16 protein-coding genes are annotated in these 15,804 nt (G+C 60.6%); 8 read left to right on the top strand and 8 right to left on the bottom strand.

The window, feature by feature from the left end; genetic code table 11:
• From WBG04_RS00545 to WBG04_RS00520, 6 genes are all read right to left on the bottom strand, one after another.
• A partial coding sequence (locus WBG04_RS00545; RefSeq protein ID WP_424312377.1) for an L-threonylcarbamoyladenylate synthase occupies positions 1-652 on the bottom strand: 652 nt, incomplete at its 3' end.
• Between the two features lie 43 nt (positions 653-695).
• The gene (locus tag WBG04_RS00540) at positions 696-1,085 is read right to left on the bottom strand and encodes a type II toxin-antitoxin system death-on-curing family toxin (RefSeq protein ID WP_424312376.1); all 390 of its coding nucleotides are present in this window, start codon (positions 1,083-1,085) and stop codon (positions 696-698) included.
• Positions 1,082-1,312 (bottom strand): AbrB/MazE/SpoVT family DNA-binding domain-containing protein, encoded by a 231-nt coding sequence (locus WBG04_RS00535; RefSeq protein ID WP_424312375.1) that lies wholly within the window; start codon positions 1,310-1,312, stop codon positions 1,082-1,084. The genes WBG04_RS00540 and WBG04_RS00535 overlap by 4 nt, the downstream gene beginning before the upstream one ends.
• 222 nt (positions 1,313-1,534) lie before the next feature.
• Positions 1,535-2,968, bottom strand: coding sequence for a glycoside hydrolase family 10 protein (locus tag WBG04_RS00530; protein ID WP_424312374.1), 1,434 nt, complete (start codon positions 2,966-2,968; stop codon positions 1,535-1,537).
• Positions 2,969-3,106: 138 nt separating this feature from the next.
• Positions 3,107-3,406, bottom strand: a complete 300-nt coding sequence (locus tag WBG04_RS00525; protein WP_424312373.1) for a hypothetical protein — start codon at positions 3,404-3,406, stop codon at positions 3,107-3,109.
• 142 nt (positions 3,407-3,548) lie between these two features.
• Positions 3,549-4,649 (bottom strand): aminopeptidase, encoded by a 1,101-nt coding sequence (locus WBG04_RS00520; RefSeq protein ID WP_424312372.1) that lies wholly within the window; start codon positions 4,647-4,649, stop codon positions 3,549-3,551.
• 270 nt (positions 4,650-4,919) lie between these two features.
• Here WBG04_RS00520 and purN point away from each other — a divergent pair, with 270 nt between their 5' ends.
• From purN to argF, 6 genes are all read left to right on the top strand, one after another.
• On the top strand, positions 4,920-5,495 hold the full coding sequence (gene purN, locus WBG04_RS00515; RefSeq protein WP_424312371.1) for a phosphoribosylglycinamide formyltransferase: 576 nt from the start codon (positions 4,920-4,922) through the stop codon (positions 5,493-5,495).
• A gap of 50 nt (positions 5,496-5,545) precedes the next feature.
• A complete protein-coding gene (locus WBG04_RS00510) occupies positions 5,546-6,463 on the top strand; it encodes an AAA family ATPase (protein ID WP_424312370.1) in 918 nt (305 codons plus the stop codon).
• Positions 6,464-6,868: 405 nt separating this feature from the next.
• Positions 6,869-7,762, top strand: coding sequence for a DMT family transporter (locus tag WBG04_RS00505; protein ID WP_424312369.1), 894 nt, complete (start codon positions 6,869-6,871; stop codon positions 7,760-7,762).
• A 134-nt stretch (positions 7,763-7,896) separates the two neighbouring features.
• Positions 7,897-9,141: an aspartate aminotransferase family protein gene (locus WBG04_RS00500; RefSeq protein ID WP_424312368.1), complete on the top strand. Its 1,245-nt coding sequence runs from the start codon at positions 7,897-7,899 to the stop codon at positions 9,139-9,141.
• Between the two features lie 212 nt (positions 9,142-9,353).
• Positions 9,354-9,725, top strand: a complete 372-nt coding sequence (locus WBG04_RS00495; RefSeq protein ID WP_424312367.1) for a four helix bundle protein — start codon at positions 9,354-9,356, stop codon at positions 9,723-9,725.
• Between the two features lie 231 nt (positions 9,726-9,956).
• Entirely contained in the window at positions 9,957-10,850 is an 894-nt protein-coding gene (argF, locus tag WBG04_RS00490) for an ornithine carbamoyltransferase (RefSeq protein ID WP_424312366.1), read from the top strand.
• Positions 10,851-10,930: 80 nt separating this feature from the next.
• Here the strand turns inward: argF and WBG04_RS00485 are convergent, their stop codons facing one another.
• Both WBG04_RS00485 and WBG04_RS00480 read right to left on the bottom strand, forming a co-directional pair.
• Entirely contained in the window at positions 10,931-11,818 is an 888-nt protein-coding gene (locus WBG04_RS00485; RefSeq protein WP_424312365.1) for an alpha/beta hydrolase, read from the bottom strand.
• Positions 11,819-12,118: 300 nt separating this feature from the next.
• Complete coding sequence (locus WBG04_RS00480) at positions 12,119-13,696, bottom strand: SulP family inorganic anion transporter (protein WP_424312378.1); 1,578 nt, start codon at positions 13,694-13,696, stop codon at positions 12,119-12,121.
• A gap of 350 nt (positions 13,697-14,046) precedes the next feature.
• Here WBG04_RS00480 and purE point away from each other — a divergent pair, with 350 nt between their 5' ends.
• Entirely contained in the window at positions 14,047-14,541 is a 495-nt protein-coding gene (purE, locus tag WBG04_RS00475) for a 5-(carboxyamino)imidazole ribonucleotide mutase (RefSeq protein ID WP_424312364.1), read from the top strand.
• A gap of 4 nt (positions 14,542-14,545) precedes the next feature.
• Positions 14,546-15,694 (top strand): 5-(carboxyamino)imidazole ribonucleotide synthase, encoded by a 1,149-nt coding sequence (locus WBG04_RS00470; protein ID WP_424312363.1) that lies wholly within the window; start codon positions 14,546-14,548, stop codon positions 15,692-15,694.
• The last annotated feature ends 110 nt before the right edge of the window (positions 15,695-15,804 follow it).

Genomic DNA, 15,804 nt, shown 5'->3' with positions numbered 1-15,804 from the left:
GCCCGAAATTCTGCAGCTCCTTCTTCGTCACCGGTCCCAGCCGCAGGAGGTGAAGGATCGGCCGCTTCTCCCCCGCTTCTACGCGAACAATCGTACTTTCCAAACCCTCGCGACAAGCCCCTGCATCGACGATCAAGGGAATGCGGCCACCAAGCTCTTTCATCACCGCGCTCGCCGCCGTCGGCGAGATCCGGCCAAAGCGATTCGCGCTCGGCGCCGCGATCGGCCGGCCCAGCTGCTTGCCGATCTCGCGGAAGATCTTGTGCCCGCTCTGCCGCACCGCCACCTCCGGCAGCCCGCTGGTCACCAGATCCGGCACCTTGTCCGACTTCGGCAAAATCAGCGTCAGCGGTCCCGGCCAGAACGCGGAAATCAGCTTTTGCACCGTCTTTTCCACATCGGCAGGAATACTCGCCACCTCTGCCAACTCTTCCACCGAAGACACGTGGACGATGAGCGGATCAAAGCTCGGCCGTTCCTTCGCCTCGAACACCTTGGCCACCGCCTCGGCATTGAAGGCATCCGCCCCCAGCCCGTAAACCGTTTCCGTCGGCACAGCGACGACCTCGCCAGCCTTGAGCAAGGCCACCGCCTCGCTCACGGCTTCACTCATCTCCTGATCGTCTGCATAGGCTATCCGGGTCTCAACCACGCCGGGTTCCTACTCGGCTGTCCCGCCCTCGACAAGTCGCGACTCACGAGCGCTGCTCGCTGCCGCCTTCCAGCCAAGCGGCATAATCCTCCTCGCCAATCGCCCCCGACGCCAGACCCAGCGTCTGAACCACCGCTTCCTCTTCCGGAGCGACGAGGCGGTAGCCGTTCACGCCAAGAAAGGTATAAGCAGCCATGAATCCGGTTCGTTTATTGCCATCGATAAAGGGATGATTCTTCACGATTCCGAAAGCGTAGGATGCCGCGATGGCAAAAACCGAGGGATCGCCGTAGTGACTGAGTTGCTGCGGCCGACCCAATGCCGACTCAAGCATCCCCTTGTCACGAACACCGGCGGAACCTCCAAAGCGCGCCAGCAATTGTTCATGCAGCGCTAGAATCGCCTCAATTGGCAACCAAACCGGTTCTCTCATTTCGCCAACTCACGAAGAGCATTCGGGTAGCTTCGCATTCCTTCCTCAGCGATCTCCATGATTTCTTTGAAGCCCGGCTTTTCGACGGTCAGCTTCACGCCTCCATCCACCCCTTCGGTCAGATACAAGCTCGTCCCTTCCGCCGCATTCAGCTCCTGAAGCGCTTCCTTCGGCAAAATGATCCCCAGCGAGTTCCCAATCTTCCGGACTTTGGTTTCGATCGTCATGTTGAAACGGATGTTATAACATTTTCCCAAGACCGCAAGCCCCAAGGAGCGGGGACTTGCAGTCCCTGGCGGAACACCTGCCAGCAAAGCCGAGGGACTAAAGTGCACGAAAATGCCCACGAAAATGCCTGTCCCTTTCCAAGGAATCCAGCCACTCCAAGGACCAGGGAAGCCCCATGAAATCGCCCGCTCTCCCCTTGAGCGACGGGGGCGACGCTCCTCCTATCTCGCCAGCACCACCGGGCTGCTCAAGCTGCCATAACGATCCACCGCACTGATCGAAATGCTGTCCGGCATCCCGCGTGATCCATTCTTCAGATCCACTCCCGAAGAGCGACCCGGCACCACTCGCAGCATGTGCCACTTCGAGCCGAAACGTCCCATCACCGCCACCTTTGAGGTGCCTTCGCCAAGCTTCCAACGCACCTTCACCTCACTACCGGCTCCTTCCGCCTGCACCAGCGGAGCGGGTGGACCCGACTTGCTCAGCCATGGCATCGGCGGCACCAGCGCAGGTGTCGAGTAGCCGCTCTTCGCCAGCATCGTGCTGATCCCGCCACGGTTCTGCATCAGCGCCTTCACGCTCCAATGGATGTGCCCGACCCAGTTGCGGCCGATGGTCCGGCTCAGTCCGATCTGCTTGATGATCTCGCTCGCTGGCCGCCCCGGGTCTTCCGAGCTGCCGATCCGCGAAGTCGCGATCCCCGGCCAAACTGGGCGACTTCCCTGCTGACGCCACCAAGTGAGCAAGGCCGAAAAGCTCTGTTTCCGCGGCTGATCGCGCCAGTAAAGCTGCGGGGCCAAGTAGTCGACCCAATCGTTTGCCAGCCACTTCCGCGCATCGGCTCCCAACTGCTCGTAAGAATCAATCCCCGCCTCGATCCCACTCGGCACGCCCGGTCGCCAGATTCCGAAAGGTGAAATGCCGACCCGCACCCAGCGCTTCGTCGCCTTCACCTGAGAGTAGAGATCCTTCACGAAGCCATCGACGACCGAACGCCGCTGACTCGGACTCCGACCATCGGGGAAATTATTCCCACCTGTCGGGTAGGGATAAAAGTAGTCATCGAGATGCACGCCATCGACATCATAGCGCCTGACCACATCCATGATCGCCGCCAGCGCCCGGTCGCGGGTTTCCTTCGCCGCTGGATCGCACCAGATCAGATTCCCATAGCGTTTGGTAATGTGCGGTGCCGAGCGCACCACATGCGTCGAACTCGTTGGATGGCTCGCATTCGAAAGCGCGCGAAACGGATTGAACCAGGCATGAAGCTCGATCCCGCGCTTGTGTGCCTCGTCGATCCAGAATTTCAAAGGATCATAGCCCGGTGACTTGCCCATCGTCCCGGTCAGCCACGGACTCCAGGGTTCGCGGGACGACGCGTAGACCGCATCGCAATGCGGCCGCACCTGCAGGATCACCGCATTCATGTTCAGCGAAGCCATCCGATCAAGAATTGCCCGCGCCTCCGCCTGCTGGGTCCCGGCAGCAAGCCCCTTCTTGCTCGGCCAATCAATGTTGTGCACCACCGCCACCCAGGCCCCGCGGAATTCCCGCGCCGGCGTCGGCGGCTTCTCTCCTGTCGGCTTGAACGTCTGACCCGAGGCCATCGACACCATCATCGCCGCAACAACCATCAATGATCGAAACATGGATCCTTCCCATGCACCCGCAGGACCCTTCTGGCAAGCCGCGATGCCAAGCGGGCACTCGTTTCGCCTCTCCTGATCACAAAAATGGAGCGAGCGGATCTCTCCACTCACCCCATGAAAATCGATCAGACGGGAGAATTACTCGCCGTCCTTCTTCTTACCCTTCCCTGCACCTTTCGCTGGCTTGGCTTTGAGCTCATCGAGCGTCAGCTGGCCATCGCTATCCTTGTCTTTTCTCTTGAATGCCTTGGTCGCCTTGTCGGCGTCAGGAGCACCCTTGACAAATTCCTCAAGCGAGAGGGTGCCGTTGCCGTCGGTGTCCTTCTTCTTGAGCATTTTGGCTGGATTGCCGCCCTTCTTGGGTGCTTCTTTTCCTTCTTCCGCTTGGGCTGGAATGATGAGGGCTGCAAGGGCCAGCACGGCGAGTATGGATTTCATGGTTGTTGTTTATCGGTTGGTATTCAGCAGAATCTGAAACCTCCCTGGGCGTCAATTCGCCCAAGGAATTCACCTCCTGAAACCATCGCTTGATCCGGAAGTTGCGATGACTTCGAGGGATCGCTGAAAAAACCTCGAGGCCTCACCCATTCAGCTTCGCCAGCGCCTTCGGCAGGAACACCCCATCCTTGCGGATCAGCTTCCCATCAAACCACACCTCACCCCCTCCATAGTCCCTGCGCTGGATGCATACCAGATCCCAGTGAACCTGCGAACGGTTGCCGTTGTCCGCCTCTTCGTAAGCCTGGCCCGGCGTGAAATGAAACGAACCGCCGATCTTCTCATCAAAGAGAATGTCCCGCATCGGATGCTTGATCGCCGCATTGTAGCCGAGCGCGAACTCCCCGATGAAGCGCGAGCCCGCATCGCTATCGAGGATCTTGTTGATCTCCTTGTTCTTCCCCGGCGACTCCGCCTTCACGACCTTGCCCTTTTCAAAAGTCAGCTTCACCGAGTCAAACGGGATGCCCTGATAGATCGTCGGCGCGTTGTAGCTCAGCACGCCTTCGACGCTGTTCTTCACCGGCGCGGTAAAAACCTCGCCGTCGGGAATGTTGTGGGTCCCCGCACAAACCACCGCCGGGATGCCCTTGATCGAGAAATGCAGATCCGTCCCGGGCCCCTTGATCTCGACCCGATCCGTCTTGTCCATCAGCCGCTTCAACGCCGTCGCCGCCGGAACGAGCGACTTGTAGTCCACCAAACAGACATCGAAGTAGAAGTCCTCGAAAGCCTCGGTGCTCATCCCGGCCTGCTGCGCCATCGACGGCGTTGGCCAGCGTAGCACGCACCACTTGGTCTTCTTCACCCGCCGGTCGAGCACCGGACGCAAATGCTTCATCGCCACCTGCATTTTCTGCGCCGCGACATCGCTGGTCTCGGCGATGTTGTGACTGCCCCGCACCGCGATGTAGGCATCCATCTCCTTCATCTCGGCCATCAGACCTTTTGCAATCACCGCATACTGCTCATCCGTCGCACCTTTCAGCATCTCACGGGTCAGGCGGGACTGATTCAGCCTGACCACCGGAATCGCACCCTTCGCCCGCGCTTCACGAATGAGCGCCAGCCCGATCGAATCCGGAGCATCGTAGAGATCAATGAGGATCTTCTCGCCCTTCTTGAGCGAGGTCGAGTAACGGACAAGCTGGCGGGCAAGTTGATCAACGCGCGGGTCGTGCATGGCGCGAAACATGCCGAGCCTTATCAAAGGTGCCAAGTTTCAAGTCGGAGAGAGGAAGCCGTTGGCTTGCACCGGCATTGGGGATCAGGGGGCAGGATTCAGGAATTAGAAAGACATTGGACGCTGTCGCGACCCTCCGGCCTTTTGCCTTTCTGAGCACCGTCCCCTGAATCCTGTCCCCCAATGCCCGAAGCACCGACGAAGCCCACCGCACCCCCTACCCAAGTTTCCCCTTGTCACCCCACGCCTCCCACCCGGAACCTCCCGCCCATGCGCATCGGTATTCTCGGTTCCGGCTCGGGCTCCAACATGCAAGCCATCCTCGATGCCATCGAGGACGCTTCGCTTGACGCGGAAATCGCCCTGGTCCTCTCCGACAATCCGAATGCCTTCATCCTCGAGCGCGCCCGCACGAACGGCATTCCCACCGCCCTCATCGACTGCCGCGGCTTCAAGTCGAAGTACCCCGACGAAGCCCAGCGGGAAACCGCTGCCGCGCTGAAGGCCGCCGGCGTCGAACTCGTCTGCCTCGCCGGTTTCATGCGCCTCGTCCGCAAGCCCCTGCTCGATGCCTTCCCCGACCGGATCCTCAACATCCACCCATCACTGCTGCCCGCCTACCCCGGCCTGATGGCTTGGCAGCAGGCGGTCGAAGATGGCGCCAGCGAAAGCGGTTGCACCGTCCATCAAGTCGACAGCGGCATGGACACCGGCCCCATCATCATTCAGGCCAAAGTCCCCGTTCTCCCCGACGACACCGCCGAAACCCTCCACGCCCGCATTCAGATCGAGGAGCACCGCATTTACCCCGAAGCCATTCGCATCGTCACCGGTGTTACCTCATGACTCCCCCCGAGTTTTGAATTTGGAAAATTGATCATTGGAATTTGAATCATATGCCTCGCCCCGCCATCGATAAACTCCGCATCCGCCTCACCTCCACTGTCCTTGGTGCGGAAAATGCCACCAACCTGCTGCTCACCGCTCTCCTTTCCAAAGGCCACGCCCTCATCGAAGGTCCTCCCGGCATCGGCAAAACCTCGCTCGCCCACACCCTCGCCACCTCCATCGGCGGTACCTTCAAGCGCGTCCAGTTCACCCCCGATCTGCTCCCCGCCGACCTGCTCGGCTACTCGCTCTACCGCATGGACCGCGGCGACTTCGAATTCATCCCCGGCCCGGTCTTCGCCCACTGCGTGCTCGCCGATGAGATCAACCGCACCTCGCCGCGCGTCCAGTCCGCCCTGCTCGAATGCATGAACGAGCATCAGGTCACCCTCGACGGCGTCACCCGCCAACTGCCCGAGCCCTTCTTTGTCATCGCCACCCAGAACGACAGCGACCGCCACGGCACCTTCCCCCTTCCCGAACCCCAGCTCGACCGATTCCTGCTCTCCATCCGCATGGACCTCCCATCGGAGGAAATCCAGCAGCGCATCCTGATGGACCACGCTTCGGGCGAGATCAACGGCAAGTCGTCGACCGAAGCTCTCATCCGCCCCGATGAAGTCCTCGCCCTCCAGAACGAAGTACTAGAGATCCCGTTGCACGAGTCGATCGCCGCCTACATCACCTCTCTTTGTGAAAGCCTGCGCCGCCTCTCCGGAAGCGATACCTCCGTCTCCGTCCGCGCCTCACTCGCCGTGATGCAAGCAGCCCGTGCCGCCGCCTTCCTCGAAAGCGCCAATGCGGTTCATCCCGATCACGTGCAACAGGTCTTCCCCGCCGTGCTCCGCCACCGCCTCGTCCCCGCCGACGGCTCCGACCCGCTTCCCCTGATCAACATGGTGCTGGAGAAGACAGCGGTGCCGTAACATCGCCCATCATTCCGGCTTTGGGGAACAGAATTCAGGGGGCAGTGGTCAGAAAGACAATAGACGCTTTCGCGACCCTCCTGCCTTTCTGCCTTTCTGACCACTGAATCCTGACCCCTGTTCCCCAAGGCCCGAAGCACTCATCCGCTCCCTACCCCCAAAGCACCCACCCGCACCTTGGCCACCACACAACTTTCCCCTTCCCATCCCCCGCTCATCACGCTATCACCCCGCTGCCTTGAACAACAAACTTCACATCATTCGTCTCCGAGTCCTCGCCATTTGGCGTGTGACTGCCGGTTGCGTGTGATGTGATTTCAAAGAGAACACCTCCACCCACCCGGCACCGTTCACGGATCGCCGGGTTTTTTGTTTCCCGGAGTTCGCACGGCGTCACCCATTCCAATGACATCCGCTCCGTCCAACAAGTCCGGCATCCTCATGATGCTCGGCTCGGTCGCGCTCTTCGCGGTCAACGTGCTGTTGATTCGCGGCTTGAGCATGTACTTCCCCGCCGCCGACGGCTGGGTCGCATCGCTGTTCCGGGGCATCGTCGGACTGATCATCGTCGGCGCCCTTTTCCAAGGTCGAGGCCTTGAATTCCGCCACATGTTTACCCGCCCGCTGCTGATCCTGCGCGGCCTGCTTGGCGGATTTGGAATTCTCGCCTTCTACCTCACCGTCGTCCACCTCGGTGCCGGCCGTTCGGTGATCATCAACCTCACCTACCCGATGTTCGGCTCCTTGTTTGCCGCGCTGTGGTTGAAGGAACAATTGCCGCTGCGCTCATGGCTGTGGATGGTCACAGGCTTCGTCGGCCTCATCGTTTTCCTCGGGGTCGAGTTCGAGAAGGGACCCGGATTCTATGACCTCCTCGGGCTTGCCGGAGCGGTCGCCGCCGGCCTTGTGATCGTGCTGATCCGTCAACTGAGGCACAGCGAGCACACCGCCACGATCTACGCCTCGCAGTGCTTTGCCAGCGCCATGTTCGCCGCATGGCCAGCAGTCGGCCCAACCCTTTCCCTACCCGGAAATGCCGTCCTCCTCATGATCTTGGGCGCCGCCATCGTGGCCGTGGCCCAACTGTGGATGACCCACGCCTACCGGACTTTGTCGGTTGCGAGGGGCTCGTCGATCCAGATGCTGTTGCCGATCATCACCGCCATCGGCGGCTTCCTCTTCTTCGGCGAATCCCTCACCATCATCGAGTTACTCGGTGCCACCCTGACCCTGCTGGCCACCTGGCAAGTCATCCGCTCCCCCTCTGCCAGCTACAAGCCCGCCCCAAGCTGTCCGTAGTCCCGCCTTCAGGCGGACCGCCCCTCCAAATCGCCTTCTCCCATCCCTCAAACCTGAGAAAACCACCAAATCCGTCTCGTTTCACCACGTCTTGCACTCCGTCCCATTTCCACCTACACATCCCGCTTCCCCAAATGAGCCACATCCTACCCACCTACGCCCGCTTCCCACTCACCCTCGTCAAAGGTGAGGGCACCCGCGTGTGGGACGATACCGGCAAAAGCTACCTCGACTTCTGCTCCGGCATCGCCGTCTGCGCCCTCGGGCACTCGCCGAAGGTCATGGTCGACGCCATTTCAAAGCAAGCTGCGACCCTGATCCACTGCTGCAACCTCTACCACATCCCGCAGCAGGAGGAACTCGCCACGCTGATCGTTGAGGACCATGTCAGGATCCCCGGGAAAGTCTTCTTCTCCAACTCCGGTGCCGAGTCCAACGACGGCCTGATCAAAACCGCCCGGCGCCATGGTCACGCCCATCCGCAGGCCGACGGCTCGCCGAGGTACGAGATCCTTAGTTTCAACCAGTCCTTCCACGGACGGACCCTCGCCGGCATCAGCGCCACCGGCCAAGACAAAGTCAAGGAAGGCTTCGACCCCCTGCCCACCGGCTTCCGGCACCTTCCCTTCAACGATCTCGACGCTCTAACAAAAGCGTTTGCACCCGAAACCGTCGCGATCATCCTTGAACCCATCCAGGGCGAAGGCGGCGTCAATGTCGCCACTCCGGAATTCCTAAGAGGCGTTGCCGCGCTTTGCAAGAAACACAACCTTCTCCTGCTGATGGACGAAGTCCAGGTCGGCTTCGGCCGCTGCGGCGACCCCATGGCCTGGCGGGAGATCGCCCCCGAGATCGAACCCGACGGCATTTCCTGGGCGAAAGGCATGGGCGGAGGCTTCCCCATCGGCAGCTTCTGGCTCTCCGACCGCATCGCCCCCCTCATGGGCCCCGGCTCGCACGGCACCACCTACGGAGGCAGCCCGCTCGCCTGTGCCGCTTCGCTCGCCGTGCTCAAGGAGATCGCCGACAAGAATCTCATCGAAAACGTCCGGGCTCAGGAAACCTACATCCGGGAAACCATCACCTCTTGGAACCATCCCCTCGTCACCGAAGTCCGGGGCAAGGGACTCCTGTTAGGCATCGGACTCGCTGTCGAAAAGATGGATATCCCCGAAGGCAAGCTTCCCTCCATTCATCTCTCCTCGGAGCTTCTCAAAGCCGGCCTCCTCGCCCCGCCTGCTGGCCCTGCTACCCTGCGGCTCCTCCCTCCTCTTAATGTCACCACCGAAGAAATCGATCAGGCCCTTGAAATCGTGCGCCGCACCTTGGACCAGCTTCGGGGAACAGGGGTCAGGATTCAGGGATCAGAAAGGCAGTAGACGCTGCCGCGAGTCCCTGCCTTTTTGCCTTTCTGACAGCTGTCCCCTGAATCCTGACCCCCAAGCCCGAACCACCAATAGGCGCTGTCGCCCCCCTCTGCCTTTTGCCTTTCTGACCACTGCCCCCTGAATCCTGTACCCCAAAGCCCGCCGCACCAAACCGCAAACCCGACACCCCAGAACCCGCATTACCAAACCGCTCCCTCTCCACCATGAACGTTAAGAACTACCGAGACCTGATCGTCTGGCAGAAAGCCATGGACCTTGCCGTCGAAGTCCACCCGATCGCTCTATCGTTTCCAAAAGTTGAGATGTTTGCGCTGACATCCCAACTCAACCGCTGTTCCACATCGGTGCCTTCCAATATTTCTGAAGGGCACGGCCGGCGCACGACAGGTGAGTATCTCCATTTCCTCGGTATCGCCCGTGGCTCACTCAATGAACTCGAGACTCAGATCACACTCGCACTCCGCTACGACTACATTCCTGAAGTCGCCCACGACCAGGTTCTCGAACACTCCGGCGAAGTTGGACGCATGATCAACGGCCTCATGGACTCACTCGAACGAAAGCTGAATGCATAGACGCCTTTTCATTATTCATGCCTTCGGGAACAGGGGTCAGGATTCAGGGATCAGAAAGACAGTAGACGCTGCCGCGAGTCCTCGCCTTTCGCCTTTCGCCTTTCGCCTTTTGCCTTTTGCCTTTTGCCTTTCTGACCACTGCCCCCTGAATCCTGTTCCCCAAAGCCCGCAGCACCAAACCGCACTCCTGTCCCCCAAAAACCGCAGCACCAAACCACTTCCTCTCCACCAATGAAAAATCTCCTCACCATCGAACAACTCTCCGACAAAGAGCTCATCACCCTCCTCGACTCCGCCGAACTCCTCAAACGGCAGCGGGGCCGCGACGGCAAGCCCCTGGATGGCCAGACCTGGGCGATGATCTTTACCAAGGCTTCCACCCGGACCCGGGTCTCCTTCGAAGTCGGCATCCGCGAGCTCGGCGGCACCGCCCTGTTCCTTTCCAAGAACGACATCCAGCTCGGACGCGGCGAACCGATCAAGGACACCGCCCGCGTGCTCGGACGGATGGTCCATGGTGCCATCATCCGGACCTTCGCCCAGCAGGACGTCGTCGACTTCGCCGAGTTTTCCGGCATCCCCACGATCAACGCGCTAACAGACGACGAGCACCCCTGCCAGATCCTCGCTGATCTGCTGACCATCCGGGAAAAGCTCGGCGGCTGGGAAGGAAAGAAGATCGCCTGGGTCGGCGACGGCTTCTCGAACATGACCATCTCCTGGATGTGGGCTGCCAAGATCCTCGGCTTCGAGTTCGCCATCGCCTGCCCGCTTGCCTACTCACCACCCGCCGAGTTTCTCGAAAAACTCGATGCCCCCAATGTCAGCGTCACACCGATCCCCGCTGACGCTGTCGCCGGAGCGCATGTCATCAACACCGACGTCTGGCTCTCGATGGGCGAAGAAGGACAAACCGAAAAGGAAGCCTCCTTCGGCCCCTACCAGGTGAACGCCGAGCTGCTTGCAAACGCTGCTACGAATCACATCGTACTTCACTGCCTCCCCGCCTATCGGGAAAAAGAGATCACCGCAGAAGTCCTCGAAGCCCACGCCGGCACCATCTTCCAGCAAGCCGAAAACCGCCTTCACGCCCAAAAAGCAGTTCTCGCGGCGCTGGCTCGATAACCGTAGCTGCTGCGGCCCGCAGCAGGCCGTGGTTGAGGCGACCCGCCTCGACTTGGCGCAAACCGGAGGTGTGCGCCACCTTAACGCTTCAACCAAGCCTCCAGCAAGCTCGGCCAAATGGCGAGGTTGCCCTTGCCTTTGAGACCGTATCCGTGGCCCCCCTTCTCGAAGATGTGCAGCGCTATCGGCACCCCGTGTTCCTTGCAGGCCATCGCGAAGAGCAGGCTGTTCCGGCAGTCGACACCATCGTCTGAGGTCGAAAGCAAAAAGCAGGGCGGCGTCTCGGCGCTCACCTGCTTCTCGGTCGACATTTTTTTCATCATTTGCGCCGAAGGATTCTTTCCGAGAAGGCGATTTCGGGAGCCGCCATGCGCCTGCTCATCCATTGAGATCACCGGATAAATCAGCACCGCGAAATCCGGACGGCAGTCCTGCCTGTCGATTTCATCCTTTCCCTCTTCCTCAAAAGTGTCCGCAAAGCGCGTTGCACAAAGACTCGCCAGGTGGCCTCCGGCCGATGAGCCCATGACACCGATCTGATCCTTCTTCACCCCCCAGGCATCGGCATTCGCTCGCATCGTCCGGATCGCGCGGCGTGCGTCGAGGAATGGCACCGGAAAACCATAGCCATGCTCCGGATTCTTGCTCACCCGGTATTTTACGACGATTGCCGTAATACCGCGTTCGTTGAGCCATTTCGCGTAATCCTCCCCTTCATGCTGCGCAGCGAGGATTGTGTATCCTCCACCGGGCAAGATGACGATGCCTTGTCCGGTGCGCTTCCCCTCTGGAGCAAGATGGAGCACATACTGCGGTTGCTCGATCTGGCCCAAGCGCAGCCCCTCTCCGATTTCCTCAGTCCCTTTTGGCAAGGGTGCCGGACCCGGCGCATCCCCCGACCAAAGCGGCAACCAATCGATCGCCAAAGAGCTAGCCGCAGTGAGGAAAAAGGCGAGGAGGACTTTCATAGTCGACATGCTAGTTGCTCTTACCCTCACCTGCACAGCACGAAGCACCCCAAGACTGGAACGCTGGCTTCAGCCGGCCCCGCAGCCCAAGCGCCCAAAACGCAGGGACTCACCTACGAATAGCCGGCTAAAGCCAGCGTTCCAATCGACAGCACTTGTGCACCGTTTGCAAAGTTCGAGTGCACTCGGAAAAGAATATGGAGAGGAAGAAGGCGTGCGATCTTCGATCGGGGAAAAGGAAGACGCGGGCCTTTTTCCTCGCGCCGAATGCACCCTCACTTCCCGAACGCTGCACCAGACTCAGCTACGCGGCGAAATTCTCGCCACGAGATACTCCGGATCATCATCCGCCACCTCGATATCAATAAGCGCATCCGCACGATTCAGCATGCGCAGACAATCCTTTGACAAATGCCGCAGTCGCAGTTTTTTCCCAGCCTTACGATAGCGCTCGGTCAACGCATTGATCGCCTCGATCCCCGACAAGTCACAGACCCGGGCGCGGGCGAAATCGATCACGATGCTCTGACAATCCGACCTCGCTTGGAAGTGGTCGCTGAACTCCCGCACCGAACCGAAATACAGCAAGCCATCAAGCGAGTAGATCCGCTCATCCTCGGTCTCCGACTCCACACGGATGTGCACGTGACGCGAGCTTTCCCAGGCAAACACCAGCGCGGAAACGATGATCCCGACGAAGACCGCCGTCGCCAGGTCGTGCATGATGATCGTCACCAGAGTCACCGACAGAATCACGATGATGTCGGACAAGGGCACCCGCCCGAAAGTCCGTAATGAACTCCACTCAAAAGTGCCGATCACCACCATGAACATGACCCCGACAAGCGCCGCGATCGGGATCTGCTGAATCACGGGTCCACCGATCACGATGAAAATCGTCAACGCCAGTGCCGCGACAATCCCTGAAGCACGACCACGGCCACCCGACTTGATGTTGATCAGCGATTGTCCGATCATCGCACAACCACCCATGCCACCGAACAGCCCGGAAAGAAAGTTGGCCGAACCTTGCGCCGCACACTCGCGGTTGCCCTGACCGCGCGTCTCGGTGATCTCATCAATCAACTGCAAGGTCATCAGCGACTCGATGATTCCCACCATCGCGACGATGAACGCGGTCTTCAGTAGAAACTTCCAATCACCCAGCCAGTCGACCGACGACGGCCAATGAGGATACGGGAACGTTCCCTTGAGAATTCCATCCGGATTCCCCTTCGCCTGAGCAAGCACATTGGAGACGGTCGGTGTATCCTTGAACAGAAAGAACGCGAGTAGCCCGACGCTGATGATCGATATCAGAATCGACGGCACCGACTTGGTGACCTTAGGAAAGAACTGAATGATCAACATCGTGAGCACGATCAAGCCGACAAAGATCGCGAGTGCCGACCCCTGCAACCACTCGCCGGTCGAGGGATCCCGGAATGACGGGAACTGCGCCATCAAAATGACGATCGCCAGACCGTTGACGAAACCGATCATCACCGGGTGCGGGACCAGTCGGATGAAGCGACCGAGCTTCAAGGCCCCGAAAAGAATCTGAATCACTCCCGCGAGCATGATCACCGCGAAGAGATACTGAAGACCGAGACCCTCACCCAGATTGTCGCCGTATTCGACGGCCTTGCCGGCGACCACCGCAATCGCGCCCGTCGCTCCGGAAATCATTCCCGGTCGTCCCCCGAAGGCCGCCGTAATGAAGCCCATGAATACCGCCGCCCACAGGCCGACCAGGGGATCGACCCCGGCAATGAACGAAAACGCGATCGCCTCAGGCACCAAGGCAAGCGCCACCGTCAGGCCGGAAAGGGTGTCGTTCTTCAGATTGGCGCTCTGCTTCTTAAATAGGTCAACGATCACAAGTCGAGTGGGTCGAATGGCTTGGAACGACAGCAGGAAAAGAACTTCGCCGTGTCGCAGGAGGCCGGGCGGATAGAGACCAAGCAGCTCACGTGCAAGGCCCGAGGGCCTTTTTTCTCACCTGGAAGGCGGCACGCCCCCGTGCCGCAAACGAAAGAGCCCAAGCCACCCCACCACCTTCAACCCACCCCAGACCACCGCGTTTCCTCCCTCGTCCTCGAAAACCCGAACCCAAAGAGCCCACCAATCCAAAAACCAAAAGCACGAAAGAACACCCCCCGTCGCACACAAGCCCGACGACCCTCCCGTCGCTTGACCCCCGGCGACGCGCCCGCCACGCTCCGCGCATGGCAGACGCATCGGTCGGAATCATCATGGGCAGCACCTCGGATTGGCCCACCATGGAACACGCAGCTCGCACGTTCGAAGAACTCGGCGTGGCTTGGGAAGCCGAAGTCGTCAGCGCCCACCGCACCCCCGACAAACTTTACAGCTACGCGGAATCCGCCCGTAGCCGAGGCCTGAAAGTCATCATCGCAGGAGCTGGTGGCGCCGCTCACCTGCCCGGCATGACCGCCGCCATCACCGACCTTCCCGTGCTCGGCGTGCCGGTGGAATCGAAGGCCCTCAAGGGCATGGACTCGCTCCTTTCGATCGTCCAGATGCCCGGCGGCATCCCCACCGCCACCTTCGCCATCGGCAAGGCCGGTGCCATCAATGCCGCCCTCTTTGCCGTCGCGATCCTCGCCGGAAACGACGATTCCCTGCTCGGCAAGCTCAAGGCTTTCCGCAAAAAGCAAAGCGACACCGTCAAAGCCGCCGAGCTTCCCCCCCTTTCCTGAAACCATGTCCGTCATCGCTCCCGGAGCCGTCATCGGCATCATCGGAGGCGGCCAGCTCGGCCGCATGTTCTGCATGGCCGCCCGCCGCATGGGCTACCGCACCCTCGTCTGGACCGGCGGCCTCGAAGCCCCCGCCATGGTCGTCGCCGATGACGCCATTGACCTGCCCTTCGACTCGAAACAAGCCCTCGCCGAATTTGTCGCGCGCGCCGACATCGCCACGATCGAATTCGAGAACATCCCGCGCGCCACCCTCGAGGCGGTCGGCTCTGAAATCCCGATCCATCCTTCTGCCGACGCCGTCGCGATCAGCCAAAACCGCGAACGCGAAAAGAACTTCCTGCGCGCCAACGGCATCCCCTGCGCCGACTTCGAAGTGGTCTCGAATGCCAACGAACTCGCCACCGCGATCAAACGCATCGGCACCCCCGCCGTGCTCAAAACCGCCGACTTCGGCTACGATGGCAAAGGCCAGCGCAAACTCGAAGGCGGCGAAGACCCCGCCGAAGTCTGGACCGCCTTCGAAGGCGGCCGCGCCGTGCTCGAAGCCTTCATCCCCTTCGAGCGCGAACTCTCCGTCATGGTCGCCCGCGATGCCTCCGGCAACATCGCCACCTACGACCCCGCCGAAAACCGTCACCGCCACCACATCCTCGACGTCTCCATCGTCCCCGCCCGTGTCGCCGACGAGATCGCCGAAGAAGCCCAGCGCATCGCCCGGGACGTCGCCGAAGCCCTCGACTACCGGGGCATCATGGGCGTCGAATTTTTCCAACTCCCCGACGGCAGCCTGCTCGTCAACGAAATGGCCCCCCGCCCGCACAACAGCGGCCACCACACCCTCGACGCCTGCGCCACCTCGCAGTTCGAGCAGCAGGTCCGCGCCGTCTGCGGCCTCCCACTCGGCTCCACCCGCCTGCTGTCCCCGGTCGTCATGCTCAATCTGTTAGGCGACATGTGGCCCGCCGAAAAAACCGCCCCCGACTGGCTACCCGTCTTCGCCGACCAGGAAAGCTTCCTCCACCTCTACGGCAAACACCACGCCCGAGGCCGCAGGAAAATGGGCCATGTGAATGTCACCGGAACGACCATCGAGGACTGCATCGTCCGGGCGGAGAACCTGAAGGTGAACTTGCTGGAGAAAGGCCGCTGAAGCGGAAAGGACCGCGCGACGCTGTCGCGCTTGGCTTGGGATGAAAAGCGCGACAACGTCGCGCGCTCCGTCACGAATAGAAATGTTCCGGTTTCATATCTGGTAACAGT

This window comes from Haloferula sp. (assembly GCF_049672945.1).
Taxonomy (GTDB): Bacteria; Verrucomicrobiota; Verrucomicrobiia; order Verrucomicrobiales; family Akkermansiaceae; genus Haloferula.
Note: the sequence above shows the minus strand (reverse complement) of the source record. Positions and strands in the feature narration are given on the sequence as shown.

Excerpts from the sequence above, each read along its gene's own strand:
- WBG04_RS00540 (WP_424312376.1), bottom strand. The coding sequence starts at position 1,085 with ATGAGAGAACCGGTTTGGTTGCCAATTGAGGCGATTCTAGCGCTGCAT.
- WBG04_RS00535 (WP_424312375.1), bottom strand. The coding sequence starts at position 1,312 with ATGACGATCGAAACCAAAGTCCGGAAGATTGGGAACTCGCTGGGGATC.
- WBG04_RS00530 (WP_424312374.1), bottom strand. The coding sequence starts at position 2,968 with ATGTTTCGATCATTGATGGTTGTTGCGGCGATGATGGTGTCGATGGCC.
- WBG04_RS00525 (WP_424312373.1), bottom strand. The coding sequence starts at position 3,406 with ATGAAATCCATACTCGCCGTGCTGGCCCTTGCAGCCCTCATCATTCCA.
- WBG04_RS00520 (WP_424312372.1), bottom strand. The coding sequence starts at position 4,649 with ATGCACGACCCGCGCGTTGATCAACTTGCCCGCCAGCTTGTCCGTTAC.
- purN (WP_424312371.1), top strand. The coding sequence starts at position 4,920 with ATGCGCATCGGTATTCTCGGTTCCGGCTCGGGCTCCAACATGCAAGCC.
- WBG04_RS00510 (WP_424312370.1), top strand. The coding sequence starts at position 5,546 with ATGCCTCGCCCCGCCATCGATAAACTCCGCATCCGCCTCACCTCCACT.
- WBG04_RS00505 (WP_424312369.1), top strand. The coding sequence starts at position 6,869 with ATGACATCCGCTCCGTCCAACAAGTCCGGCATCCTCATGATGCTCGGC.
- WBG04_RS00500 (WP_424312368.1), top strand. The coding sequence starts at position 7,897 with ATGAGCCACATCCTACCCACCTACGCCCGCTTCCCACTCACCCTCGTC.
- WBG04_RS00495 (WP_424312367.1), top strand. The coding sequence starts at position 9,354 with ATGAACGTTAAGAACTACCGAGACCTGATCGTCTGGCAGAAAGCCATG.
- argF (WP_424312366.1), top strand. The coding sequence starts at position 9,957 with ATGAAAAATCTCCTCACCATCGAACAACTCTCCGACAAAGAGCTCATC.
- WBG04_RS00485 (WP_424312365.1), bottom strand. The coding sequence starts at position 11,818 with ATGAAAGTCCTCCTCGCCTTTTTCCTCACTGCGGCTAGCTCTTTGGCG.
- purE (WP_424312364.1), top strand. The coding sequence starts at position 14,047 with ATGGCAGACGCATCGGTCGGAATCATCATGGGCAGCACCTCGGATTGG.
- WBG04_RS00470 (WP_424312363.1), top strand. The coding sequence starts at position 14,546 with ATGTCCGTCATCGCTCCCGGAGCCGTCATCGGCATCATCGGAGGCGGC.